General features: G+C 63.7%; 23 protein-coding genes. 14 read left to right on the top strand and 9 right to left on the bottom strand.

Annotation, left to right across the window (positions count from 1 at the left end; all coding sequences use genetic code 11):
- Positions 1 to 2: 2 nt before the first annotated feature.
- From coaD to B5F19_RS01480, 6 genes are all read right to left on the bottom strand, one after another.
- Complete coding sequence (gene coaD, locus B5F19_RS01455) at positions 3 to 500, bottom strand: pantetheine-phosphate adenylyltransferase (protein WP_087286959.1); 498 nt, start codon at positions 498 to 500, stop codon at positions 3 to 5.
- Positions 497 to 1057 (bottom strand): 16S rRNA (guanine(966)-N(2))-methyltransferase RsmD, encoded by a 561-nt coding sequence (rsmD, locus tag B5F19_RS01460; RefSeq protein WP_087286962.1) that lies wholly within the window; start codon positions 1055 to 1057, stop codon positions 497 to 499. The genes coaD and rsmD overlap by 4 nt, the downstream gene beginning before the upstream one ends.
- Positions 1058 to 1085: 28 nt before the next feature.
- A complete protein-coding gene (locus tag B5F19_RS01465; protein WP_087286965.1) occupies positions 1086 to 1703 on the bottom strand; it encodes an NUDIX hydrolase N-terminal domain-containing protein in 618 nt (205 codons plus the stop codon).
- A gap of 19 nt (positions 1704 to 1722) precedes the next feature.
- On the bottom strand, positions 1723 to 3561 hold the full coding sequence (gene uvrC, locus B5F19_RS01470; RefSeq protein WP_087286968.1) for an excinuclease ABC subunit UvrC: 1839 nt from the start codon (positions 3559 to 3561) through the stop codon (positions 1723 to 1725).
- A 929-nt stretch (positions 3562 to 4490) separates the two neighbouring features.
- Positions 4491 to 4754, bottom strand: coding sequence for an HPr family phosphocarrier protein (locus tag B5F19_RS01475; protein WP_087286973.1), 264 nt, complete (start codon positions 4752 to 4754; stop codon positions 4491 to 4493).
- A gap of 280 nt (positions 4755 to 5034) precedes the next feature.
- A complete protein-coding gene (locus B5F19_RS01480) occupies positions 5035 to 7398 on the bottom strand; it encodes an endonuclease MutS2 (protein WP_087286976.1) in 2364 nt (787 codons plus the stop codon).
- A 138-nt stretch (positions 7399 to 7536) separates the two neighbouring features.
- On the opposite strand from B5F19_RS01480, the gene B5F19_RS01485 reads away from it, so the two are divergent.
- The 8 genes from B5F19_RS01485 (at position 7537) to infB (ending at position 15906) form a co-directional block, all read left to right on the top strand.
- On the top strand, positions 7537 to 8178 hold the full coding sequence (locus B5F19_RS01485) for a CatA-like O-acetyltransferase (protein WP_162612494.1): 642 nt from the start codon (positions 7537 to 7539) through the stop codon (positions 8176 to 8178).
- Positions 8179 to 8340: 162 nt separating this feature from the next.
- On the top strand, positions 8341 to 9708 hold the full coding sequence (locus B5F19_RS01490) for a sodium:alanine symporter family protein (RefSeq protein ID WP_242972654.1): 1368 nt from the start codon (positions 8341 to 8343) through the stop codon (positions 9706 to 9708).
- Between the two features lie 180 nt (positions 9709 to 9888).
- Positions 9889 to 10593, top strand: a complete 705-nt coding sequence (locus tag B5F19_RS01495) for a hypothetical protein (RefSeq protein ID WP_087286982.1) — start codon at positions 9889 to 9891, stop codon at positions 10591 to 10593.
- Positions 10594 to 10777: 184 nt separating this feature from the next.
- Positions 10778 to 11233: a ribosome maturation factor RimP gene (gene rimP, locus B5F19_RS01500; RefSeq protein ID WP_087286985.1), complete on the top strand. Its 456-nt coding sequence runs from the start codon at positions 10778 to 10780 to the stop codon at positions 11231 to 11233.
- A gap of 22 nt (positions 11234 to 11255) precedes the next feature.
- Entirely contained in the window at positions 11256 to 12470 is a 1215-nt protein-coding gene (gene nusA / locus B5F19_RS01505) for a transcription termination factor NusA (protein ID WP_087286988.1), read from the top strand.
- 121 nt (positions 12471 to 12591) lie between these two features.
- A complete protein-coding gene (locus B5F19_RS01510) occupies positions 12592 to 12870 on the top strand; it encodes a YlxR family protein (RefSeq protein WP_087287160.1) in 279 nt (92 codons plus the stop codon).
- Entirely contained in the window at positions 12860 to 13486 is a 627-nt protein-coding gene (locus B5F19_RS01515; protein ID WP_087286991.1) for a 50S ribosomal protein L7, read from the top strand. Before B5F19_RS01510 ends, B5F19_RS01515 begins: the two co-directional genes overlap by 11 nt.
- Positions 13487 to 13506: 20 nt before the next feature.
- Positions 13507 to 15906, top strand: a complete 2400-nt coding sequence (infB, locus tag B5F19_RS01520) for a translation initiation factor IF-2 (RefSeq protein WP_087286993.1) — start codon at positions 13507 to 13509, stop codon at positions 15904 to 15906.
- A gap of 329 nt (positions 15907 to 16235) precedes the next feature.
- Here infB and B5F19_RS17000 read toward each other — a convergent pair whose 3' ends face one another.
- The gene (locus B5F19_RS17000; RefSeq protein ID WP_140394136.1) at positions 16236 to 16427 is read right to left on the bottom strand and encodes a hypothetical protein; all 192 of its coding nucleotides are present in this window, start codon (positions 16425 to 16427) and stop codon (positions 16236 to 16238) included.
- Positions 16428 to 16502: 75 nt separating this feature from the next.
- Between B5F19_RS17000 and B5F19_RS01525 the strand changes: the two genes are divergently transcribed.
- The 6 genes from B5F19_RS01525 (at position 16503) to B5F19_RS01550 (ending at position 22128) form a co-directional block, all read left to right on the top strand.
- Positions 16503 to 16730, top strand: a complete 228-nt coding sequence (locus tag B5F19_RS01525) for a helix-turn-helix transcriptional regulator (RefSeq protein WP_087286996.1) — start codon at positions 16503 to 16505, stop codon at positions 16728 to 16730.
- A 653-nt stretch (positions 16731 to 17383) separates the two neighbouring features.
- On the top strand, positions 17384 to 17779 hold the full coding sequence (rbfA, locus tag B5F19_RS01530) for a 30S ribosome-binding factor RbfA (RefSeq protein ID WP_087286999.1): 396 nt from the start codon (positions 17384 to 17386) through the stop codon (positions 17777 to 17779).
- The gene (locus tag B5F19_RS01535) at positions 17776 to 18738 is read left to right on the top strand and encodes a DHH family phosphoesterase (RefSeq protein ID WP_087287002.1); all 963 of its coding nucleotides are present in this window, start codon (positions 17776 to 17778) and stop codon (positions 18736 to 18738) included. The genes rbfA and B5F19_RS01535 overlap by 4 nt, the downstream gene beginning before the upstream one ends.
- A gap of 184 nt (positions 18739 to 18922) precedes the next feature.
- Complete coding sequence (truB, locus tag B5F19_RS01540; protein ID WP_087287005.1) at positions 18923 to 19792, top strand: tRNA pseudouridine(55) synthase TruB; 870 nt, start codon at positions 18923 to 18925, stop codon at positions 19790 to 19792.
- A 36-nt stretch (positions 19793 to 19828) separates the two neighbouring features.
- Positions 19829 to 20749, top strand: a complete 921-nt coding sequence (gene ribF / locus B5F19_RS01545; RefSeq protein WP_087287008.1) for a riboflavin biosynthesis protein RibF — start codon at positions 19829 to 19831, stop codon at positions 20747 to 20749.
- Between the two features lie 23 nt (positions 20750 to 20772).
- Positions 20773 to 22128 (top strand): DUF1576 domain-containing protein, encoded by a 1356-nt coding sequence (locus B5F19_RS01550; RefSeq protein WP_242972655.1) that lies wholly within the window; start codon positions 20773 to 20775, stop codon positions 22126 to 22128.
- Between the two features lie 327 nt (positions 22129 to 22455).
- On the opposite strand, the gene B5F19_RS01555 is transcribed toward B5F19_RS01550, so the two are convergent.
- Entirely contained in the window at positions 22456 to 23178 is a 723-nt protein-coding gene (locus B5F19_RS01555; protein ID WP_087287011.1) for a sigma-70 family RNA polymerase sigma factor, read from the bottom strand.
- Complete coding sequence (gene spoIIAB / locus B5F19_RS01560) at positions 23175 to 23612, bottom strand: anti-sigma F factor (RefSeq protein WP_087287014.1); 438 nt, start codon at positions 23610 to 23612, stop codon at positions 23175 to 23177. Before spoIIAB ends, B5F19_RS01555 begins: the two co-directional genes overlap by 4 nt.
- Positions 23613 to 23657 lie beyond the last annotated feature (45 nt).

A 23657-nucleotide genomic window follows, 5' to 3' on the forward strand; every position in this document is an offset into this window, starting at 1 on the left:
GGTCAATCCTTCCTTTCCTGCAATTCCTGCATCCGCCGGTTCACATCGTCCACGATCTCCCGGGGCAAAAACTCTCCCAGGTCGGCCCCGTACCGGGCCATCTCCTTGACGATGGTGGAGCTCAGGTATGTATATTTCTCGCTGGAGGCCAGGAACATGGTCTCCAGACCGGGGTTCAGCTTCCGGTTGATGACCGCCATCTGGACCTCCTGCTCAAAGTCGGACACGGCCCGCAGGCCCTTGACCACCACATGGGCCCGGCGGCGCTTGGCGTAGGCGGCCAGCAGCCCCTCGGAGTAGTCCACCTCCACGTTGGGGAACCGGGCAGTGGCCTTTTTCAGCAGCTCCACCCGCTCCTCCGGGGTAAACATCCCCTGCTTTTTGGAGTTGATCATCACACAGACGATCAGGCGGTCAAAGCAGGCGGCGGCCCGCTTGATGATGTTCAGATGACCCAGGGTCACCGGGTCAAAGCTTCCAGGGTAAATGGCAGTCTTCATGGACGGCGCTCCCCTCCGTTTCTCCGGTACACCGTCAGCTTGATCTTTCCGTACCGGTAGTCTTTTCCACGCTCATAGGGCTGAGATAAGTCGGGCAGCACCTGTTCCAGCGGACTTTCGCAAATCATTATACCATGTTCCCGGAGAATGTCAAATGCCGCGATGGTCTCCATGGCCCGCTCCAGAAGGCCGCTCTGATAGGGCGGGTCCAGGAAGATCACATGGAATTTTTCCCGGCAGGACATGAGGTAGGAGATGGAGTCCCCCTGGACCACCTTCCCCTGCCCGGTCAGGCCGGTGAGCTTCAGGTTCTCCCGGACCAGGGCGGCCGCGTCCTTCCGCTGGTCCACAAAGGTGCACCGGGCCGCCCCCCGGGACAGGGCCTCGATGCCCAACTGCCCGGTGCCGGCAAACAGGTCCAGAATGTCCCGGCCGGGGACCTCAAACTGTACGATATTGAACAGGGCCTCTTTCACCCGGTCGGTGGTGGGGCGGGTCTCCATCCCCTGCAATTCGTTCAACCGCCGCCCGCGGGCGGAACCGGAAATCACGCGCATGTCTGATCTTCCTTTCGTGGCATGAATTTCACTCGAGTCTGGTCTCCCAGTGCTCCGCCCCGCGGGCCTCAAAGCACATCCGGAGCTGCTCCGGGGTGGTCTTTTCCAGGTCCAGCTCCGGAAGCTCATTTAAAGAGAACCAGCCGCTCTCGCTGGTCTCCAGGTTCTCCCGGAACTCCCCGCCCAGAAGGGTGCACAGAACGAACACGATGCACACCTTCCAGGGGTAGAGGGTCTCGTGGTGGTTCTCCCCGTCCTGGAGGGCGATGACCCGGTCAGGCCGCACCTCCAGGCCGGCCTCCTCCCGGACTTCTTTTATGACATTTTCTCTCACTGAGACGTCCACGTCCACCCAGCCTCCGGGCAGAGCCCACCCTTTGGGCTCCCGCACCAGCAGGACGTGCTCTCCCTGAAAGACGGCGGCCCTGGTGGCCAGCTTGGGGGTCTGGTAGCCCGTCTCATTGCAGAACCACCCCTTGACCTGCTCCAGGGGCAGGTCCGTCTGCCGGGCCACCATTTCCGCGGCGATCTCCCGGATGCGGGCGTACCGCTCCCGGTCAAACTTGTCCTTTCCATAGTACAGCCCCGCCTGGGCCAGGCTCTGGAGCTCACTGGCCCACTTCAGCCACGGTTCTCCCTGTTTCACGTGCCGCCCATCTCCATTCCTAATTTCTAATTCCTGACCCCTGATCCTCCCGGAAGTAGTGGTACACCGCCTGGGCGGTGTTCTTGGGCACCACCTGTTCCAGCTCCTCCAGGGGGGCCTCCCGCACCGCCTTGACGCTCTTGAAGTGCTTCAAGAGCTGGGCCCGGCGCACCTCCCCCACCCCGGGGATCTTGTCCAGGGTGGAGCCCTGGACCCGGCCCTTCCGCTGCTGGCGGTTGAACTCGATGGCGAAGCGGTGGGTCTCCTCCTGGATCTGCCCGATGAGGGCGAACACCGCCGGGATGGCCTGAATGCCGATCTCCCGGCCGTCGGGGGCCACCAGGGCCCGGGTGCGGTGGCGGTCGTCCTTCACCATACCGAAGGCGGGGATGTCCAGGTTCATGGCCTCCAGCACCCGCTGGGCCACCCGCACGTGGTTTTCACCGCCGTCGATCAACAGCAGATCCGGTTTTGTATTGAACTTCTCGTCTCCGTCCAGGTACCGGCGGAACCGCCGGGTGAGCACCTGCTCCATGGAGGCGTAGTCGTCCGGGCCGTTCATATCCTTGAGCTTGAAGTGCCGGTAATCCCGCTTCAGGGGGCGGCCGTTCTCAAAGACCACCATGGAGGCCACGATGTCGTCGGAGCCGGTGTTGGAGATGTCGTAGGACTCCATCCGGCGGGGCGTCTCGCCGAGGCCCAGCATCTTCCCCAGCGCCTCCAGCAGCTTGTTCTGCCGCTCCTCCCGGGTGGTGGCCCGCTCCACCTCCTCCACGGCGTTCTGGTTGGCCAGCTTGATCAGGTCCATCTTGGCCCCCCGCTGGGGGGTGACCAGCTCCACCCGGTACCCCACCTGCTCGGAGAGCATCCGGGTAAGGGGCACCTGGTCGGACAACTCGCAGGGCAGCAGAATCTGCTTGGGCAGGCGGGTGCGCCCCCCGTAGTACTCCCGGATGAGGGAGGACAGGACCTCCTCCTCGTCCTCCTCCATGGGGGTCTCCAGCAGCTCCATGTCCTTGGCCGCCAGGTCCCCGTCCACATAGTGGAGGACCACAAAGCAGCTCTTGGCCGTTCCCCGGAAGAAGCCCGTCACGTCGGTGTCCGCCAGGGAGCCGGCCACCACCTTCTGCCGGGCCCCCAGCAGTTCGATGGCCCGCAGCCGGTCCCGGATCTCCGCCGCCTTTTCAAAGCGCAGCTCCTCCGCCGCCGTTTCCATCTCGGCGGTGAGGTCCGCCTTCACCTCTTTGAAGCGGCCCTCCAGCAGGGAGACCGCCTGGGCGACGGCCTCGTCGTGCTGCTCCTTCAGATTTTCCGAGCGGCAGTAGCCGTCGCACTTGCCCATGTGGAAGTTGAGGCAGGGCCGCTCCTTACCGATGTCCCGGGGGAACTTCTTCCGGCAGGAGGGCAGGCGCAGGGCGGTGCGCAGAGCGTCCAAAATGTTCTGGGTGCTGTGCCGGCTGGCGTAGGGGCCGAAGTACCGGGCCCCGTCCTCCGCCACCCGGCTGGCCAGGGAAAATCTTGGGTACTCCTCCCTGGACAGGCGGATATAGGGGTAGCCCTTGTCGTCCTTTAAGAGGATGTTGTACCGGGGCTGGTGGCGCTTGATGAGGGAGTTCTCCAGCACCAGGGCCTCAAACTCGCTGTCGGCGATGATGACGTCAAAGTGGTCGATCTGGGATACCATGGCCCGGGTCTTCTCCGTGTGGGAGGCCAGATTGGCAAAATACTGGCTCACCCGGTTTTTCAGGGCCTTGGCCTTGCCCACGTAGATGACCTTGCTCTGGGCGTCCTGCATGATGTATACGCCCGGCTTGAGAGGCAGGCTATGGGCTTTTTCTTTTAATTCGTCAAAGGTCATAGTTGCTTTTCCTGCCTCCTTTTTATGTACTCGCGGGAACTTCGCCCTCTGCTCCATCTAAGCCTTCCCCCTGGGGGAAGGTGGCCCCGAAGGGGCCGAATGAGGGGGCGATGATTGAGCTCCTTCGTCCGTTGCGGAGGAATTTCGCCGCCTGCTCCCTCCCAAGCCTTCCCCCTGGGGGAAGGTGGCACGGCGAAGCCGTGACGGATGAGGGGGCGATGACAGCGCCGTTTCGTTTCTTGCAGGGGGGATTTCGCCGCCTGCGGGCGGCGAGTTTCTTTCCCAGCGATGGGAAAGAAACCAAAGGATCGCCGGGGGACGGCTCAGGATGAGCGCTCCGCGCTCATATTCGCCTTACCCCCAGACCCCCATTACGAGGGACGCGTACCTGTGAGATAGAAAAAATTTTCCGGCGCGCAAAATCTAAGCGGCTTTCCTCAATTCCCTCCGGGCCACTGGGCCCTGGGTTTGCAAAAATGGCAACTGGTGCGGTTCCACTTCTGCGCCTAGGTTTACTGAGCCAGCGGTACTGGTGCTGGATACGCCGTAGGGGCGGCTCAATGTGGCCGCCCGCTTACCCAATCCCGAAAGAGTTTCTTAAGAACCGTAGGGGAGGGGCTGAAGGTGAATCGGCCGAAGGCCGAGAGAAGCCACCCTGGGGTGTGCCCCTCCCGCGGGCCGGTCTGGGACCGGCCCCTACGGCGTGGCCGGACAGTGATAGCCCTCCGTAGGGCACGGCCTCCTGGACGCGCCGCCCCGGCCGCCTGTAACGCCCGTAGGGGCGGCACACCGGGCCGCCCGCTTTTTATCCTGTCCTGCCCAGGCCGAGAAAGAGCATGGAAAAATACCGGATCAAACGTCCCCCCGCCTCCGCTTCTAGTATCAAAAAAGGCGCCGCATGGCGGCGCCTTTTCATGGTGCTTGGGAAATTACTCGGAAAAGTCGGAGGAGATCATCTTGTACAGGGCCTCCACCGCTTCCTTCTCATCGGGGCCATCCGCAATCAGCTTGATGGGGGTGCCCTTCACGATACCCAGGGACAGAACGCCCAACAGGCTCTTTGCATTCACCTTCCGCTCATCCTTCTCCACCCAGATGGCGCTCTTGAACTCGTTGGCCTTCTGGATAAAGAACGTGGCCGGTCTGGCATGCAGCCCAACCTGATTGTTAACGACCGCTTCCTGACTATACATACAACCGTACCTCCGCACTCGTCATATTGTGTCTTTAGCATACCAGATTTATCCCGTTCCCGTCAATGACATTTTTCACAAATCTATGCTTTTCCGCTGCAAAAAATTACAAGCAGAATGGATATTCGTTTTTTTATACGATATACCTGTTTTTATCCCGGTGTTTTACAGTCAAAATGACGGATTATTTTAGGCGCTGAACGGTTTTTCATGCGGAGGCCGCATCTGAATTTAACGCCGCTCCGGTCAGGCCGTTCCAGCTCATCACATACGCCTCACATTATTTCAGTTCCACCACGGTCACGCCGTCCTCACCCTCGCCGTAGCGGCCGGGGCGGAAGGACTTCACATAGCGGCTGCGCTTCAAATAGGTGCGCACCGCATTGCGCACCGCGCCGGTGCCCTTGCCGTGGATGACGGTGACCGTCTCCAGCTTGCCCAGCATGGCGGTGTCCAGGAAGTTCTCCAGGGTCACCAGGGCCTCGTCGGTGGTCATCCCCCGCAGGTCCACCTCCCGGGGGGCGGCGGAGCGGAGGGTGCGCTCGGCCCGCTGGATGATCTTCCGCACATCCTTCTGGCTCTGGGTCTCCCCCTCCACCACCCGGACCTCGCTCTGCTTGGCGGAGATCTTCAGAATACCGGCCTGGAGCTGCAGGCTGCCGTCCTTGTTCACCGACAGCACGGTGGCCTTCGTGCCCATGGACACCAGCTCCACCGTGTCCCCCGCCTTGGCGTCCCGGGTGGGGGGCGGCGCCTCCGGCTCCTGGACCGGGCCGCCGATGTTCTTCTCCGCCTCGTTGAGCAGATGCCTCGCCTGGGCGCGGCCGTCGTTCACCTGCTGCCAGTCCAGGTCCTTCCGCTTCTGGAGCTCCTTGAGCTCGGAAATGGCCAGGTCGCTGGCCGCCCGGGCCTCCTCAATGATGGACCGGGCCTCCGCCTGGGCCTTCTCCACCACCTTGGCCCGCTCGGCCTCCAGCTTGTCCCGGTACTCCTTGGCCTTGGCGGCGGACTGCTCCATCTCCAGTTTCAGCCGTTTGGCCTCGGTGCGCTCCTTCTCCATCTCCTGGCGCTGCTGGTCCAGCTTGGTGAGCACATCCTCAAAGCGCACGTTCTCCGCGTCCAGCCGGGCGGCGGCTTTTTCGATGATATACTCCGGCAGCCCCAGCCGCCGGGAGATGGCGAAGGCGTTGGACTTGCCGGGGATGCCCAGAATCAGCCGGTAGGTGGGGGCCAGGGTCTCCACGTTGAACTCGCAGGAGGCGTTCTCCACCCCGGGGGTGGTCATGGCGTACACCTTCAGCTCGGCGTAGTGGGTGGTGGCCGCCACCAGGGCCCCCAGGTTCCGGGCGCTGTCGATGATGGAAGCGGCCAGAGCGGCGCCCTCCACCGGGTCGGTGCCCGCCCCCAGCTCGTCCAGCAGGATGAGGGAGTGGTCGTCCGCCTCGTTCAGGATGCCCACGATGGTAGTCATGTGGGAGGAGAAGGTGGACAGGGACTGGGCGATGGACTGCTCGTCTCCGATGTCGGCCAGCACCCGGTCAAACACCCGGACGGTGGAGTCCGCCCCGGCGGGGATGTGCAGGCCGCACTGGGCCATAAGGGTCAGCAGACCGATGGTCTTTAACGTCACCGTCTTGCCGCCGGTGTTGGGGCCGGTGATCATCAGGGTGTCGAACTTGTCCCCCAGCTCCAGGTCGTTGGCCACCGCCGTCTTCTTGTCCAGCAGGGGGTGCCGGGCCTTTTGCAGGCGTAAATACTTCTCCGACAGCCGGGGCTGGCTGGCCTCCATGTTCAGGGACAGCCTGCCCCGGGCAAAGATGGTGTCCAGCCAGATGAGCAGGTCGTAGTCCTCGGAGATATCCTCCTTGTGGGCGGCACACTGGGCGGACAGCTCGGCCAGGATGCGCTCGATCTCCTTCTTCTCCCGGGCAGCCAGCTCCCGCAGCTCGTTATTGGCCTTCACCACCCCCATGGGCTCGATGAAGAAGGTGGAGCCCGAGGAGGACACGTCGTGGACCAGGCCGGGGATGGAGTTCTTGAACTCCGACTTCACCGGCACCACGTACCGGTCGGAGCGGATGGTGATGATGGACTCCTGGAGGTACTTGGACTGGTTGGAGGAGATGATCTTCTGCAAAATCTCCCGCACCTTGGCCTCGGTGGAGCGCATGTGCCGGCGGATGGAGGCCAGTTCGCTGCTGGCGGAGTCGGCCAGCTCGTCCTCCCCCACGATGGAGTTGGTGATGGTGTCCTCCAAAAAGCGGTTGGGGGTGAGGGCCCGGAACAGGTGGGAGATGGGGGTCTTCTCCTCGGTGTCCCCGTACTCCTTGGCGGTGCGGGCGCACCGGAGGACGGCGGCGATCTCCAGCAGCTCCCGGGTGTTCAGGCTGCCCCCCATGTCCGCCCGGTGGAGGCTAGCCCCCACCGGCTTCACCCCGGAGAAGCCGGGGCTCCCACGCTGGATGAGCATGTTCACTGCCGCCGTGGTCTCGTCCAGGGCCCGCTGCACGTCGTCCGGGTCGGTCATAGGCCGCAGGGCCAGGGAGCGCTCCTTCCCCTCCTGAGTGGCGGCGCAGGCGGCGAGCTGCTCCAGAACCCGGGGCAGCTCCAGTGTGACGATGGATTTTTCAAACAGGTCCGTCATAGCTTGCCTATCTCCTGTCTTTCCTATATAAGGTTCATTTCCCGGTTATTTTCTCACACTTTTGCCGTTTTGACAAGGGGCGGGGCTTATGGTATGCTGAGGCCGAGAACCCCATTTTGCTTGAGAGGAGGCGCGCCCTTGTTTACTCCCATCGATCTGGAGACCTGGCCCCGCCGGGCGGTCTTTGAAAATTTTTTGGAGCTGGACTGCAGTTATAGTCTCACCGTCCCCCTGTCCATCGCCCCTCTGCTCCGGTATGTGCGGGGACGCGGCCTGCGCCTCTACCCCGCCCTCACCTGGGCGGTGACCACCGCCGTCAACCGGCACAAGGAGTTCCGCATGGCCTATGACCGGGAGGGGCGGCTGGGGTACTACGGCCTGGTGCACCCGGAGTACACGGTGCTGGACCCGGCCACCCACAATATGGACAGCCTGAACACCGCCTATACCCCCTCCTTTCCGGACTTTTATCGGGCCATGACGGAGGACCTGGACCGCTTCCAGCAGGACGGGACCCGCACGGTCAGCCGGGAGAACTCCATCCTCCTCTCCTGCGTGCCCTGGTTCTCCTACACCGGCGTGTCCTTCCACCCCAAGTCCAGCCTGATGTTCCTGCGCCCCATGTTCGTGTGGGGCAGGTACCAGGAGCAGGGGGAGGACGTCACCCTCCCCTTCACCCTCCAGGTCCACCACGCGGCTGCGGACGGGTACCACTGCCACCTGCTGCTGGAGGAGCTGCGCGGCCTGCTGGAGCGGCCGGAGGAGTCATTTGCCCTTTGATTTTCGTCTTTTCTCTTGCTTTTTGGGGAGAAATCGGTATAATAAAGAATATCTACGCCTTCCATTGGCGGGGGCGCGGCATACGGGCGGACTCCGGTGGTCCGCCCGTTTTTTACTCCGCCGCCCCGGGAGGCGGCATCAATCGAGAGGGAGGAATTTTGTTTGGAATTGATTTTACAGATCAACAGTTTCATCAACGGGATCGTCTGGGGTCCTATCATGCTGTTCCTGCTGGTGGGTACGGGAGTCTATCTCACCGTCCGCTGCGGGTGCCTTCAGGCCCGCAAATTCGGCTTTATGCTGCGCAGCACCCTGGGCTCCCTGTTCCGCAAGACGGACAAGGCTTCCGGCGGGCAGAACCTCACCCCCTTCCAGGCGGTGTCCACTGCCCTGGCCGGGACCGTGGGGACGGGCAACATCGCCGGCGTCACCGGGGCCATCTTCGCCGGAGGACCGGGGGCGGTCTTCTGGATGTGGGTGTCCGCCTTCTTCGGCATGATGACCAAGTACGCCGAGATCGTCCTGGCGGTGAAGTACCGCCAGGTGGACGGGGACGGCACCCACTTCGGCGGCCCCATGTACTACATTGAAAAGGGCACCGGCCAAAAGTGGCTGGCGGTACTGTTCGCCCTGCTGGGCGGCGTCGCCTGCTTCGGCATCGGCAACATCGCCCAGTCCACCGAGATCGCCGGGGCCATGCAGTCTCTGGTGGGCCTGCCCCCGCTGTACACCGGCATCCTTCTGGCCATCCTCACCGCCTTTGTGGTCATCGGCGGTGTGAAGCGCATCGGGCAGGTGGCCTCCTACCTGGTCCCCTTTATGGCCATCTTCTACATCGTGGCGGGCGTGGCCGTCATCCTGCTGCGCATCACCGACGTCCCCGCCGTCCTGGCCTCCATCTTCACCGAGGCGTTCAGCTTCCGGGCGGTGGGCGGCGGCGTGTTCGGCTACGCCATTCTGGTGGCTATGCGCCAGGGCTTCGCCCGGGGCGTGTTCTCCAACGAGGCGGGCCTGGGCTCGGCCCCCATGGCCCACGCCGCCTCCAACACCAAGGAGCCGGTGGAGCAGGGCCTGTGGGGCATCTTCGAGGTCTTTGTGGACACCATCATCATCTGCACCCTCACCTCCATGGCGGTGCTCCTGTCCGGGGTGCTGGAGAACGACGTCAACTCCTACGGCTCCAACGGCGCGGCTGCCGCCGCCGCGTTCAACGCCATTCTCCCCGGCACCATCGGCGGCACGGTGCTCCAGATCAGCCTGCTGTTCTTCGCCCTGTCCACCATCCTGGGCTGGAGCTACTACGGGGAGCGGTGCTGGGGCTACCTCACCCACAACAGCAAGATTGCCAACCTGATTTTCAAGGTGGCCTTCGTGCTGGTGTGCGTGGTGGGCGCTGTGGGCTCCGGCAGCCTGATGTGGGACATCTCCGACACCCTCAACGGCATGATGGCCATTCCCAACCTGATCGGACTGCTCCTGCTCTCGGGCACGGTGGTCCAGCTGACCCGCACCTACTTCAAAGACAAATAGCCTTCGTGTAAAACAAGCCCGGCGGACCGTCTCCCCCCTGAGGCGGCCCGCTGTCGTTTTACTCCCGCCCCATAAAGGAAAAAACGGGGAAACGCTCTGTCTCCCCTTGCCATCCGCCCAGAGCTGTGGTAATAATATTACTATAATAATGTATAAAACGAAGCAGGGAGGCAGAAAATCATGGACAGAAGCCGATTTTCCACCCATAAGTGTTTGGCGTTTCTTCTGGCCGGGGTCCTGCTGGTCCTTCTGGGCATTTTGGGGGGCTGGCATGTCCTCTCCCGTCAGGCCCAGTGGACGGTCCTGGACCAGGCCGCGCTGGAGAACGCCGGGGACGTGCACCTGCGCTCCCTCTCCCAGCGGGCGGAGCAGTGCGCCGGCGCCCACGACTTTCTCTGGATCGGAGAGCCGGTGGAGCTCACCAACCGCCTCTCCTCTGAGGCCCACGCCTTCCTGCCGGTGTGCGCCATCGCCCCCGCCGACGTCCCCAAGTACGGCGACGCCGCCTGGGAGGTCGAGTTCTCTCTGCTCACCACCTGGGACGGGGAGGAGCCCCCGGCCTGGGTCCCAAAGCTCTCTGTCTCCCAGTGGGAGCTGGAGCTGGACCCGGGAATCAACACCGGCCTGGCCGCCCCCGACTGGCGCCCCGCCAGCGGGGCGCGGTGGTACTCCCTCACCCAGGCGGACGCCTCCCTCTGGAATGAGGCCCGGAACGGGACCCCCCACATCCGGTACAGCCTCCAGGCCGCCGCCCTGGACTCCGACGGCCCGGACAATGCGCCCGCCTCCGGCGCCCTGTCTCTCTCCTTCACCCTGGAGGGCGGCGGACAGGCCCAGTCCTACCAGTGCCGTCTCCCCTTCGACTATCTCTCCAGCGCCGCGTGACGCCCAGGGCCCGGACGGGTTCTCCCCTGTCCGGGCCCGGAAAAAATATCTGGAAAACCCCTTGCAATCCGGTTTCGGCTATGGTATAGTAGGAAAGTAAATTATGGTAGTATTGGCTAGAGTGGGGTTTCGGCTCCGCTCTTTTTCCTTGACTAAAGGGCCGGGACCGGCACAGGAGGCATGTATGGCAAAGGTAACCGACGCGGTGGCCCAGCTGGCCCTCCCCTATGTGGAGGCGGCGGGCTGCACCCTCTGGGATGTGGAGTATGTAAAGGAGGCCGGGGAGTGGTTCCTGCGGGTCTATATCGACAAGGCGGACGGGGTGTCCATTGAGGACTGCGAGGCGGTCTCCCGCCCCCTGTCCGACAAGCTGGACGAGGCCGACCCCATCGAGGGGAGCTACACCTTCGAGGTGTCCTCCGCCGGGGCCGACCGGGCGCTGAAAAAGCCCGAGCACTTCGCCCAGTTCCAGGGGGCAGAGGTGGAGGTCCGCCTGTACCGCGCCAAGGACGGCCGGAAGGACTTTATCGGGCTGCTCCAGTCCTGGCAGGACGGGGACGTGACCCTGGAAGTGGGCGGCGCGCCCATGGTCTTTACCAAGCAAGAAGTAGCCCAGGTGCGGCTGTACCCCCGCTTCTGAGGCAGTTTAGGAGGAAACATTCGTGGCTAAGAAGACGACCAAGAAAGTCAACAACAACGAGCTGGACGGTCCCGAGTTTTTCGCCGCCATCGCTCAGATCGAGCAGGAGAAGGGGATCAAGCCCGGCTATATGATGGAGAAGATCACCCAGGCCCTGGTCTCCGCCTACCGCCGGGACCATGAGGGCGTGGGCGACAACCTGGTGGTGGACGCCAATCCGGAGACCAACACCGTGCGCATGTTCCTGAAAAAGGACGTGGTGGAGGAGGTAGACAACCCCGCCACCGAGATCAGCCTGGCCGAGGCCCAGGCCGCCCTCCCCCGGGCCCAGCTTGGGGACGTGGTCCGCATTGAGATCAAGCCCAAGAGCTTCGGCCGCATCGCCGCCCAGACCGCCCGTCAGGTCATCATCCAGGGCATTCGGGAGGCGGAGCAGGGCATGGTGTACGACGAGTTCTCCTCCAAGGAGCACGAGCTGCTCACCGGCGAGGTCACCCGCATCGACCCCCGCACCGGGGCGGCCACCCTGCGCATCCGGTCCGGCTCTGAGTTCACCGACGCCTATCTGGGCCCCAACGAGCAGGTGAAGGGCGAGCACTATGTGGAGGGCCAGCGGCTGAAGGTGTACATGGTGGAGGTCCGCAAGGCCACCAAGGGCCCCCAGGTCCTCATCTCCCGCACCCACCCCGGCCTGGTGAAGCGCCTCTTCGAGCTGGAGGTGCCCGAGATCTTCGACGGCACCGTGGAGATCAAGTCGGTGGCCCGTGAGGCGGGCTCCCGCACCAAGCTGGCGGTGTGGTCCGCCGACCCCAACGTGGACCCCATCGGCGCCTGCGTGGGTCCCCGGGGCCAGCGTGTGAACACCATCGTGGAGGAGCTCAAGGGCGAGAAGATGGACATTATCAAGTACTCCGAGGACCCCGCCGAGTACATCGCCGCCGCCCTCTCCCCCGCCGACGTGATCAGCGTGGACCCCCTCCCCGACGGCAAGAGCTGCCGGGTGGTGGTCCCTGACGACCAGCTCTCCCTGGCCATCGGCAAGGAGGGCCAGAACGCCCGGCTGGCCGCCAAGCTCACCGGCTTCAAGATCGACATCAAGCCCGCCTCCGCCCCCCTGGAGCCCATCGAGGAGCCCGAGGAGGACCTGTTCGCGGAGGAGGCCCCGGCTGAGGAGGCGGAAGCGCCCGCCCAGGAAGTTGCGGAGACCGAAAACACGGAAGCTCCGGAAGAAGCCTAATCTTTCACAGATATATAGAGTAGAGTTGAGAGTGGAGAGTGAAGATATCTCCTATCTCCTATCTCCTATCTCAACTCTCTACTCTTCACTCTCAACTCTAACCAAAAGGGTGGTGCGGAACGTGCCTAAGAAAATACCCATGCGCCAGTGCGTCGGCTGCCGGGAGATGAAGCCCAAAAAGGAGCTGATTCGGGTGGTCAAGTCTCCGGAGGGGCAGGTCTCCCTGGACTTCCGGGGCAAGCTGCCCGGCCGGGGGGCCTATGTGTGCCCCGATCCGGCCTGTCTGGCCAAGGCGCGAAAGTCCAGAGCCCTGGAGCGCGCTTTCTCCGCCCCCCTCCCCCCTGAGGTGTGGGAGGCCCTGGAGGAGCAGATGAAGGAGGTGCCCACGGATGCCCAATGACCCCATTCTTCACATGCTGGGACTGGCCCGCAAGGCCGGCCGCCTGGAGATCGGCGAGGAGCCGGTGGGGGCCGTCTGCCGCGCCAGGCAGGCCAAGCTGGTACTGCTGGCCTGTGACGCGGCCTCCAACACCTTCCGCCGGGCCGCCCACTTCGGCGAAGCGGGCAACGTGCTCTGGCTGGAGGTCCCCTTTACCAAGGCGGAGCTGGGCTTCGCCCTGGGCCGGGGCAGCTGCGCTATGCTGGCCCTGACGGACGTGGGCTTTGCCTCCTCCCTGGTGCAGAAGCTCTCCGCCCGGGACCCGGAGAAGTACGGCCCCGCCGCCCAGCAGCTGAAGGCGAAGGCAGACAAGACCCTCCAGCGGCAGAGAGAGAAGCGCCAGCACGAGAAGAACCTGCGGGAGGGCAAACGGAAACCCTGGGCGGTCCCTCCGACGGAGCAGAAGAACCCCTCCGCCCCCAAAAAGCCCAAGGCCGCCCGGAAGTCCTCCGGCCCGGCCCGGGGTACTCCCGGCAAGCGGGAGGAAGGTCCCAAACGCTCTGCCCGCCCCGGCGGTCTTTCCAAGGCCGGTCCCGGCGGCCGTAAGCTGTCCGGCAAGTTCCGGCATCATCCCTAAGAAACGAGGTGGCTCCCCATATGATGATAAAATATCCCATTCACAAGGTTGCCAAGGATTTCAAGCGGGGGTCCAAAGAGCTCCCTTCCAAGGAGATCATGGACATTCTGACCCAGTACGGCCATCCCCCCAAGAACCATATGCAGCCCCTGACCGACCAGGAGCTGTCCATCGTGTTTGAATATCTGACCCAGCACAACCAGGTGGACTCCATCGAGTCCATCTACGCCGACGTGTACCACGAGCCGGCCGCCGCCAAAAGCGCCGCTCCCGCCCCCAAGCAGCCCGCCCAGGGCCAGCAGCAGGCCAAGAGCGCCAACAGCCAGCCGGCCAAGCAGCCCGCTCAGAACCAGAGCGCCGCCAAGCCCGCCGCCCAGGGCGCCAAGCCGCAGGGCCAGACCCAGGCCCCCGCCTCCAACAAGCCCGCCTCCCGCACCCCCGCCAAGAAGGTGGTGGACACCCGGGGCGGCCAGGCGGTGAACCTGGAGAAGTACGACGAGCGTCTGGAGAACTTCACCACCGAGCGCCAGCAGCAGGGCGGCGGCAAGCAGAAGTTCCAGGGCCGCAACGCCCAGCGCCAGCGGGGCCGTCAGCAGGGCCCCGGCAACAAGCGCCGCCAGGAGGAGGCCGAGAAGATGCGCCGCCTCCAGCTGGAGATTGCCAAGAAGGCCCCGGTGAAGGTGATGATCCCCGACGAGATCGGCGTTGGCGAGCTGGCCTCCCGCATGAAGAAGACCGGCGCCGAGGTGGTCAAGACCCTGATGAAGATGGGCGTCATGGCCTCCCTCAGCGAGATCATTGACTACGACACCGCCGCCCTGGTGGCCATGGAGCTGGGCTGCAAGGTGGAGAAGGAAGTGGTAGTCACCATCGAGGAGAAGCTCATCGACACCACCGAGGACAAGGAGGAGGATCTGATCCCCCGCGCCCCCGTGGTGGTGGTCATGGGCCACGTGGACCACGGCAAGACCTCCCTGCTGGACTATATCCGCCACGCCAACGTGGTCTCCGGTGAGGCCGGCGGCATCACCCAGCACATCGGCGCCTATCAGGTGGACGTGAACGGCAAGCCCGTCACCTTCCTGGACACCCCCGGCCACGAGGCCTTTACCGCCATGCGCGCCCGAGGCGCCATGGTCACCGACATCGCCATCCTGGTGGTGGCAGCCGACGACGGCATCATGCCCCAGACCGTGGAGTCCATCAACCACGCCAAGGCCGCCGAGATCCCCATCATCGTGGCCATCAACAAGATGGATAAACCCACCGCCAACCCCGACCGCATCATGCAGCAGCTCACCGAGTACGAGCTGGTGCCCGAGGAGTGGGGCGGCGAGACCATTATCTGCCCCATCTCCGCCAAAACCGGCATGGGCATCGACAACCTGCTGGACATGGTGGTCCTCACCGCCGAGATGCGGGAGCTGAAGGCCAACCCCAACCGCTCCGCTCACGGCGCAGTCATCGAGGCCCGGCTGGACAAGGGCCGCGGCCCCGTGGCCACCCTGCTGGTGCAGAACGGCACCCTGAAGCAGGGCGACGTGATCATCGCCGGCACCGCCGTGGGCCGTGTCCGCGCTATGACCAACGACAAGGGCCAGAAGGTCACCGAGGCCGGCCCCTCCGTCCCCGTGGAGATCATCGGCATGGGCGAGGTGCCCGAGGCGGGCGACGACTTCCACGCCGTGGCCGACGAGCGCATGGCCCGGGAGCTGGCCGAGCAGCGCAAGTCCGAGCAGAAGAACGCCCTGAACAGCAATGTGGGCAAGGTCACCCTGGAGGACCTGTTCAGCCAGATTCAGGCCGGCGAGATGAAGAACCTGAACGTCATCGTCAAGGCCGACGTCCAGGGTTCCGCCGAGGCGGTGAAATCCTCCCTGGAGAAGCTGTCCAACGAGGAGGTTCGGGTGCGGGTCATCCACTGCGCCGTGGGCGCCATCAACGAGTCCGACGTGATGCTGGCCACCACCTCCGGCGCCATCATCGTGGGCTTCAACGTGCGGCCCGACGCCAACGCCAAGGAGAGCGCCGCCCGCAGCCACGTGGATATGCGCATGTACCGGGTCATCTACGACGCCATCAACGAGATCGAGGCGGCCATGAAGGGCATGCTCACCCCCAAATTCAAGGAGGTGGACCTGGGCCGGGCCGAGGTGCGCAACGTGTTCCGCATCACCGGCGTGGGCATGGTGGCCGGCTGCTATGTGCTGGACGGCAAGATGCAGCGGGGCGCCCAGATGCGCCTGCTCCGGGACAACATCGTCATCTACGACGGCGCCATCGCCTCCCTCCAGCGGTTCAAGGACTCCGTCAAGGAGGTCGCCGCCGGCTACGAGTGCGGCATTACCTTTGAGAAGTTCCAGGACATCAAGGAAGGCGATATCGTGGAGGCCTACCTCATGGAGGAAGTAGAGCGGTAATGCCGCACGAGTCCCTCGCGCAGCGAGGGCGCGCCTTTTGGCGCGTAAAATCGCAGCCGCAGGCGAAGATTTGCGCAGGGCGAATTCATTTCGCCCGAGCATTTTAAAAGTCAAAGGGGCCCCCGCGGAATGGAACATTCCGTGGGGAAGTGCGGCATTACCTTTGAGAAGTTCCAGGACATCAAGGAAGGCGATATCGTGGAGGCCTACCTCATGGAGCAGATCGAGGTCTGATTCTAATGCAGAAGGCAGAATGTCCTTCGCCAGACCCCATTTTGATGTTCAATAACCCCAACAGCAGGGCGGGCGGTTTCGCCCGTCCTGTTGTTTTATGATTGTATTTTTGAGAGCCTTTCGGCGTCCAATGAGAGAAACACCAGCGAGACAGCCAGTTTAAATCCTTCCTCAAATGCATATTGACCATAGGCTCGAACCGGGTCTCCACGCATATAATCTGGAAACCGTTCTGGATCAAACGGGCTGCACCAAGCGTTATAAAGCAATTCAAACAGTACAGTCATCAGAGACACCTCCAAATAATTTTACTTATAGTAAAATTATAGTTTACTGAAAGTTAAATGTCAAGGGGGTATTCTATGTTCAGCAAAGAAGAATTTGGGCAGCGGTTGAAAAAACTGCGTTTGGAGCGCCAGGAAAACCAGTCAGTCCTGGCAGAGGTTCTCGGCGTCAGCGTCGCCCAGATCAGCGAGATCGAAAACGGGAATAAAGCTACCACGCTGGAGAAGTTTGCCCTGATTTGTGAACACTATCAAGTGTCTGCCGATTATCTGCTGGGGTTTCAACCCGGTCCGCGGGAGGAGTAGCCCCCTCCCCTGCGGCTGTGCCGCTTCCTTCCTGGTAATGCGAGGTCTGGGACGGGTGTCCACATGGGGCCGCCCCTACAAGAGGTCCGACCCCTGCCCCCTCATCCGTCACGGCTTCGCCGTGCCACCTTCCCCCCAAGGGGAAGGTTTAGGAGGCGCAGAATTCGCACCGGGAGCGTTGGCTCGGCAAAGCCAGGCGCAGTAGTGAAACCGCACCAGCGGCAATTTTTGCAAACCCAGGGCCCAGTGGCCCGGGAGGAATCGCGGAAAGCCACTCCATTTTTGCGCGCCGGAAATGACGCACAGTCTCTCAGGAGCGCGTCCTCCGTAACGGGGGACCGGGGGTAAGGCGAATATGGACACGGAGTGTCCATCCTGAGCCGTCCCCCGGCGATTCTTTGGTGACTTTCTCATCGCTGAGAAAGTCACTCGCCGCCGGAGCGGCGAAATTCTCCCCTCATTCCCTGAAAGGGAACGAAAAGAGGCGGCGGGGGCAAGTCCCCGCCCTACCGCGGATCTGCGCCTTAACCTATCCCCTCATCCGCCCCCTTCGGGGGCACCTTCCCCTCAGGGGGGGAGGCTATCAATATTCGTACGACCATCACCATATAACAAAACCGACTCTCTGACCACAAAGGAAAGGAGAAACCACTATGGCAAGCAATCGCATCGGCCGCATCAACGAGGAGATCCAGCGTGAGCTGTCCTCCCTCATTCCCACGGTGAAGGACCCCCGGGTCACCGGCATGATCTCGGTGACGTCGGTGAACACCACGCCGGACCTGAAATACGCCAAGATCTACGTGAGCGTCCTGGACAAGAGCCAGGAGACTCAGGTGCTCAAGGGCCTGAAGTCCGCCGGAGGCTATCTGCGCCGGGAGCTGGGCCGCACCCTCAACCTGCGCAACACCCCGGAGCTCTCCTTTGTCCCCGACGACTCCATCGACCACGGGGCCCGCATCCTGTCCATGCTCCGGGACCCGGAGGTGGTCAAGCCGGTCAACCCGGACAACCACTACGGCGAGGACCAGGAGGAGGACGAGGAATGAACTTCACCATCGAGCAGACCGGAGAATTTCTCAAAGACCACGACGGCTATCTGATCCTCACCCACGTGCGCCCGGACGGAGACACAGTGGGCTGCGCCGCCGCCCTGTGCCGGGGTCTGCGGGACCTGGGCAAGACCGCCCATGTGCTCCCCAACCCGGAGACCACCTCCCTGTTCTCCCCCTATCTGGAGGGCCTGCTGGCCCCGGAGGATTTTCGTCCGGAGACCGTGGTGTCGGTGGATATGGCCGCCCGGGGGCTCTTCCCGGACAACGCCCAGCAGTATCTGGAGCGTGTGGATCTGGCCATTGACCACCACCCCTCCCAGGAGTTTTTCGCCCAAAACACCTGCCTGGATGCGGAGCGGGCCGCCTGCGGCGAGCTGATGTACGATATTCTCCGGGGAATCACCCCTATCACCCGGGGCATCGCCCTCCCCCTCTATGTGGCTGTGTCCACCGACTGCGGCTGCTTCGTGTACGGGAACACCTCCGCCGGCACCCACCGGGTGGCCGCCGCCCTCATGGACACCGGCATCCCCACGGCGGAGCTGAACAAGCGCCACTTCCGCACCAAGAGCTTCAAGCGGCTGCGGCTGGAGAGCATGCTCACCGAGTCCCTGGAGTTCCACGACGGCGGTGAAATCGCCATCGCCGCCATCAGTCTCCATATGATGGACACCCTCCAGGCGGACGAGCGGGACGCGGAGGACATCGCCGCCTTTGTGGGCCAGGTGGAGGGGGTCAAGACCGGAGTCACCATCCGGGAGCGGAAGGACGGCTCCTGCAAGATCTCCCTGCGCACCGACCCGGACGATCTAAACGCCAGCTCGGTCTGCGCCCTTCTGGGGGGCGGCGGCCACGCCGCCGCCGCCGGGGCCACGGTGGAGGGGGACATCCCTCACACCAAGCAGGTCCTGATGGAGGCCATCCGGACGGTACAGGGCCGGAAGGGCCAATAACCGGGGGGTTTTATGGCAAACGGAATTTTAATCATCGACAAGCCCCAGGACTGGACCTCGTCGGGGCTCGACCTTATGGAACGCGGAACCGCTGGCGCGATTCCGCTTATCCCGGCGGCCGGCCCCTCCTCTTCGCGGCAAACCCGCTGCGCTGGGCTTTGCCGCGAGAAACGGGGGTGTCTCAGTGCCTAACGGAATTTTAATCATCGACAAGCCCCAGGACTGGACCAGTATGGATGTGTGCGCAAAGCTGCGGCGGGTGCTGGGCGAGCGGCGCATCGGCCATGCGGGCACTCTGGACCCCATGGCCACCGGGGTGCTCCCGGTGTTTGTGGGCCGGGCCACCCGGGCGGTGGAGTTCGCCAGCGAGGGGGAGAAGGAGTACCTGGCCGGCCTGCGCCTGGGCCAGGTCACCGACACCCAGGACACCACCGGCACGGTGCTGGAGACCCACCCAGTGGACGTCACCCCGGAGGCGCTGGAGGCCGCTCTGGAGCCCTTCCGGGGGGACATTCAGCAGATCCCCCCCATGTACTCCGCCATCAAGATCCAGGGCAAAAAGCTCTATGAGCTGGCCCGGAAGGGCAGGGAGGTGGAGCGGCCCCCCCGGAACATCACCATCCACTCCCTGACGGTGGAGGAGCAGGTGAGCGGCACCGACTTTCTTCTGCGGGCGCGGTGCTCCAAGGGCACCTATGTGCGCACTCTGTGCCACGACATCGGCCGGGCCCTGGGCTGCGGCGGGACCATGTTCTCCCTGCGCCGGACCATGGCCGCCGGGTTTACTCTGGCGCAGTCCCATCCCCTGCCGGAGGTTCTGGAGCACCCGGACCCGGCCTCCCTGCTCATTCCTGTGGACGCCTACTTTTCCGGGCGGCCAGAGCTGCGCCTCCGCCCTGAGGCGGAAAAAAAGGTGCGCAACGGCGTGTCCTTCCCCCTGCCCGGCACAGAGGACGGGGAGTACCGGGTATACGGCGCCACAGGGGAATTTCTGTCCCTGAGCCGGGTGGAGCGGGGAACCCTGCGGACCATCAAGAGCTTTTTCGAGGTATAAGACCCTGTACGGGCCTGTAAAGGAGAGTAATTGGTTTTGAATAAAAGCAAACGCGTCATTGCTCTGGGCTTCTTCGACGGGGTCCACCGGGGCCACGGGGCCCTGCTGAAGCGGGTCGTGGAGACGTCCAGAGAACTGGGGGCGGTGGCCTCCGCCTTCACCTTCGACCGCAGCCCCACCGCCGCCATCACCGGCCAGGTGGTCCCCCTGCTCAGCTCGGTGGAGGACCGGGCGTGGCTCATGCGCACCTGCTATGGCATTCAGGAGGTCATCGTCTCCAGCTTTGACGGCATGATGCGCATGGACTGGCGGGATTTTATCACCCAGTACCTGGTGAAGGAGCTGGGCGTGGTCCATGTGGTGGCGGGACACGACTTCCACTTCGGCTACATGGGCAAGGGAAATCCTCAGCGGCTCCAGGAGACCTGCGCCCAGCTGGGGATCGGCTGTGACATCATCGGCAAGGTGGAGCTGGAGGACATCACCATCTCCTCCACCTATATCCGAACCCTCATTGCCCAGGGGGAGATGGACCGGGCGGTGGAGTTCTTGGGCCACCCCCACGTGCTCACCAACCGGGTCACCCACGGGAAGAAGATCGGCAGCTCCTCCCTGGGCTTCCCCACGGTGAATCTCCAGATTCCCTCCCCGGTGATCGTCCCCGCCTTCGGGGTGTACGCCACCCAGGTCTCGGTGGCCGGACAGCGCTATACCGCCGTCACCAATGTGGGGGTGCGGCCCACCGTGGAGGATAACGACGGCCGGGTGACCGTGGAGGGATTTATTCTGGACTTCTCCGGAGACCTGTACGGCCAGGAGCTGCGGATGGAGTTCTACCACCGCATCCGGGAGGAGCGCAAATTCTCCTCCTTCCAGGCCCTCTCCGACGAGATCCGCCGCAACGCCCAGCAGACCCGGGACTACTTCCAGGCGGTCCCCCCGCTCCCCATCCCCTGACACAGCGGAAAGGAGACTCCTCTATGCGCCACCATGCGGACTCCATGCGGTATGACCGGATGTATGCACTGCTTTGGATCTACACCGCCGCCCTGGCCCTGTTCGGCCTTTTTCTGGGCCCTCTGGATCAGATCCTCCCCGGTCTGGCGACCATTGTTCTCACCGAGGACGCGCTGATCACCGACTATGTGCTCATCGCCGGACCCGGGGCCGCCCTGATCAACTCCGCCCTGGTGACCGCCGTCACCCTGGTGATGCTGCGCCTCTCCCACGAGCCGTTCAACGGCTTCTCCCTTGTGGTGGTGGGGCTCATGTCCGGCTTCTCCCTGTTTGGCAAAAATCTTGTCAACATCTGGCCCATCCTGCTGGGGGCCTGGCTCTACGCCAAGCTCCGCCGGGAGCCCTTCGGAAAGTATGTCCCCACCGGCCTGCTCTCCACCGCTCTGGCTCCGGTCATCAGCTACATCGCCCTGGACAACGGCTGGGGCACCCCCCTGCTGGGCGGCTTGGCGGGGGTGCTGATCGGCTTTATCCTTCCCCCGCTCTCCGCCTACACCTATAAGATTCAAAACGGCATGAACCTATATAACATGGGTTTTGCCTGCGGCCTGCTGGCTTTTATTCTGATCCCACTGATCAGTTCTATGGGGGCCACTCCAACCACCCGCTATCACTGGGCTGAGGGGTATAACTTGCTCTTCGGTCTTGCCTTGGGCTTCTTCTGCGCCGCGCTTTTTCTCCTGGGACTGCTGTGCTCCGGCAGGCCGGCCTGGGCCTCCTGGGCCGGATACCGCCGCCTGCTGCTCACCAGCGGGCGGGCCCCCAGCGACTATCTGCGCATGTTCGGCGCCGGCCCGGTGCTGATCAACATGGGAATCAACGGCCTCATCGGCATCGCCTTTATCCTGGGCGGAGGCGGCGACCTGAACGGCCCCACGGTGGGGGGCATCCTCACCATCATGGGCTTTTCCGCCTTTGGCAAGCACGCCCGGAATATCATCCCTGTGATGGCCGGAGTCTTTCTGGGGGGCGTGGTGATGCACTGGTCCCTGAGCGACTCTGCTGTCCAGCTGGCCTGTCTGTTCTGCACCACCCTGGCCCCCATCTCGGGCTACTTCGGCTGGCCCTTTGGGGTGCTGGCCGGCTTTCTCCACTCCTCAGTGGTGCTCTATACCGGCACGCCGGTGGCGGGAATGAACCTCTACAACAACGGCTTTTCCGGGGGGCTGGTGGCCATTGTCCTCTACCCCCTGATCATTGACATCTTCCGGCACCGCAGGCCCACCCTCACCGACCGGGACTACTTCGACCCGGTGGAGCACGACGAGCCCCTTCCGCCCCCGGACCGCCAGGAGATGACCGAGGAGCGGGATCACTGACCCCAGTGTCCCCGCTCCCGAATTCTTAACGTTACTTTAGCGTTTCCCTCTCCTTCATTTATACCTGTTTAATCTTTCCGCTGTTATAATAGGAACTGTAAAGAGGATTTCTTACGGGTCCTGGACAGATTTGAGGTTTGTCCCGGGCGCCATTCTCTCCCGCGGCGTGCTGATCACGGTCCTCTCTCTCCTGACCGTATTCAAGTCCTCCACGCCCGGTTTACCGCCTCCCCTCCGCCAAGGGGAGGCGGTTTTTTCTATGCAAAAAACATTAAGATGCGCCGCTGCTCTTGTCTCTGATCCCGGTGCGCCAAGGCCCATGAAGTTTTATTCCGGCGGGTCCAGCATCTGCCGCAGCCGGTCCACCGCCCGCCGCTCCAGCCGGGAGACCTGCACCTGAGACACCCCCAGCACCTTGGCCGACTGGGTCTGGGTCAGTCCCTTGTAGTACCGCAGCAGCAGCACCTGGCGCTCCCGCTCCGGCAGCTCCTCCAGGGCGGAGCGCAGGGAGAGCCGCTCGATGAGCCCCTCCTCCATGCCGCCGCTGGTGAGCATCCCCTCCAGGGTCAGTCCCCCCTCCCCCGTCTCCGTCTGGAGGGAGATCACCGGCTCGGCGGCGGTCTCCGCCGCGGCGATCTCCTCGGGGGTCAGGCCGGTGGCCTCCGCCAGCTCGGACAGGGCGGGCTCCCGCCCCAGCTCTCCGCACAGCCGGGCCCGGACCCCCCGGAGGGAGATGCTCCGCTCCTTCAGCCCCCGGCTCACCTTCACCGCCCCGTCGTCCCGAAGGAATCGGCGGATCTCCCCGGCGATCTTGGGCACCGCGTAGGTGGAGAACTGGGTGCCGAAGGCGGGGTCAAAGCCCCGCACTGCCTTGAGAAAACCCAGGCAGCCCAGCTGGTACAGGTCGTCCGGCTCCACCCCCCGGCCATAGTACCTGCGCACCACGGACCAAATGAGGCCGTTGTTCTCCTCCAGCACCTGCTCACAGGCCCGGTTGTCCCCGTTCCGGGCGGCCTCCAGCAGCTCCGGGGCGGTGGGCGTCCCATTCATCCCGACACCCGGCGGGCGATCTGCCGCCGCATGGTCACCGTGGTCCCCTTTCCCGGGGCGGAGCGCACCTTCAGGGAGTCCATGAAGCTCTCCATAATGGTGAAGCCCATGCCGGAGCGCTCCTCGCTGCCGGTGGTAAACAGGGGGGTGCGGGCCTGCTCCACATCGGCGATGCCCACCCCCCAGTCCCGCACCACGATCTCCAGCACCTGGTTCTCCCGCCGGCGCAGCTTCATCACCACCCGGCCGATGCGGTCGGGATAGGCGTGGACAATGGCGTTGGTCACCGCCTCGCTGACAGCGGTCTTGATGTCGTTGATCTCCTCCAGGGTGGGGTCCAGCTGGGCGGCGAAGCAGGCCGCCGCCGCCCGGGCGAACCCCTCGTTGGCGGAGCGGCTGGGGAACTCCAGGGTGACATAATTTTCCGCGTTCATATGTAAAACCTCCTTGTCTGGGGCACAGCTCTCCAGGCCTTGCTT

The sequence above is a fragment of the Pseudoflavonifractor sp. An184 genome, assembly GCF_002160305.1.
GTDB classification, from domain to species: Bacteria; Bacillota; Clostridia; order Oscillospirales; family Oscillospiraceae; genus Lawsonibacter; species Lawsonibacter pullicola.

Excerpts from the sequence above, each read along its gene's own strand:
- coaD (WP_087286959.1), bottom strand. The coding sequence starts at position 500 with ATGAAGACTGCCATTTACCCTGGAAGCTTTGACCCGGTGACCCTGGGT.
- rsmD (WP_087286962.1), bottom strand. The coding sequence starts at position 1,057 with ATGCGCGTGATTTCCGGTTCCGCCCGCGGGCGGCGGTTGAACGAATTG.
- uvrC (WP_087286968.1), bottom strand. The coding sequence starts at position 3,561 with ATGACCTTTGACGAATTAAAAGAAAAAGCCCATAGCCTGCCTCTCAAG.
- B5F19_RS01475 (WP_087286973.1), bottom strand. The coding sequence starts at position 4,754 with ATGTATAGTCAGGAAGCGGTCGTTAACAATCAGGTTGGGCTGCATGCC.
- B5F19_RS01480 (WP_087286976.1), bottom strand. The coding sequence starts at position 7,398 with ATGACGGACCTGTTTGAAAAATCCATCGTCACACTGGAGCTGCCCCGG.
- B5F19_RS01495 (WP_087286982.1), top strand. The coding sequence starts at position 9,889 with ATGGACAGAAGCCGATTTTCCACCCATAAGTGTTTGGCGTTTCTTCTG.
- rimP (WP_087286985.1), top strand. The coding sequence starts at position 10,778 with ATGGCAAAGGTAACCGACGCGGTGGCCCAGCTGGCCCTCCCCTATGTG.
- B5F19_RS01515 (WP_087286991.1), top strand. The coding sequence starts at position 12,860 with ATGCCCAATGACCCCATTCTTCACATGCTGGGACTGGCCCGCAAGGCC.
- infB (WP_087286993.1), top strand. The coding sequence starts at position 13,507 with ATGATGATAAAATATCCCATTCACAAGGTTGCCAAGGATTTCAAGCGG.
- B5F19_RS17000 (WP_140394136.1), bottom strand. The coding sequence starts at position 16,427 with ATGACTGTACTGTTTGAATTGCTTTATAACGCTTGGTGCAGCCCGTTT.
- B5F19_RS01525 (WP_087286996.1), top strand. The coding sequence starts at position 16,503 with ATGTTCAGCAAAGAAGAATTTGGGCAGCGGTTGAAAAAACTGCGTTTG.
- rbfA (WP_087286999.1), top strand. The coding sequence starts at position 17,384 with ATGGCAAGCAATCGCATCGGCCGCATCAACGAGGAGATCCAGCGTGAG.
- B5F19_RS01535 (WP_087287002.1), top strand. The coding sequence starts at position 17,776 with ATGAACTTCACCATCGAGCAGACCGGAGAATTTCTCAAAGACCACGAC.
- B5F19_RS01550 (WP_242972655.1), top strand. The coding sequence starts at position 20,773 with ATGCGCCACCATGCGGACTCCATGCGGTATGACCGGATGTATGCACTG.
- B5F19_RS01555 (WP_087287011.1), bottom strand. The coding sequence starts at position 23,178 with ATGAATGGGACGCCCACCGCCCCGGAGCTGCTGGAGGCCGCCCGGAAC.
- spoIIAB (WP_087287014.1), bottom strand. The coding sequence starts at position 23,612 with ATGAACGCGGAAAATTATGTCACCCTGGAGTTCCCCAGCCGCTCCGCC.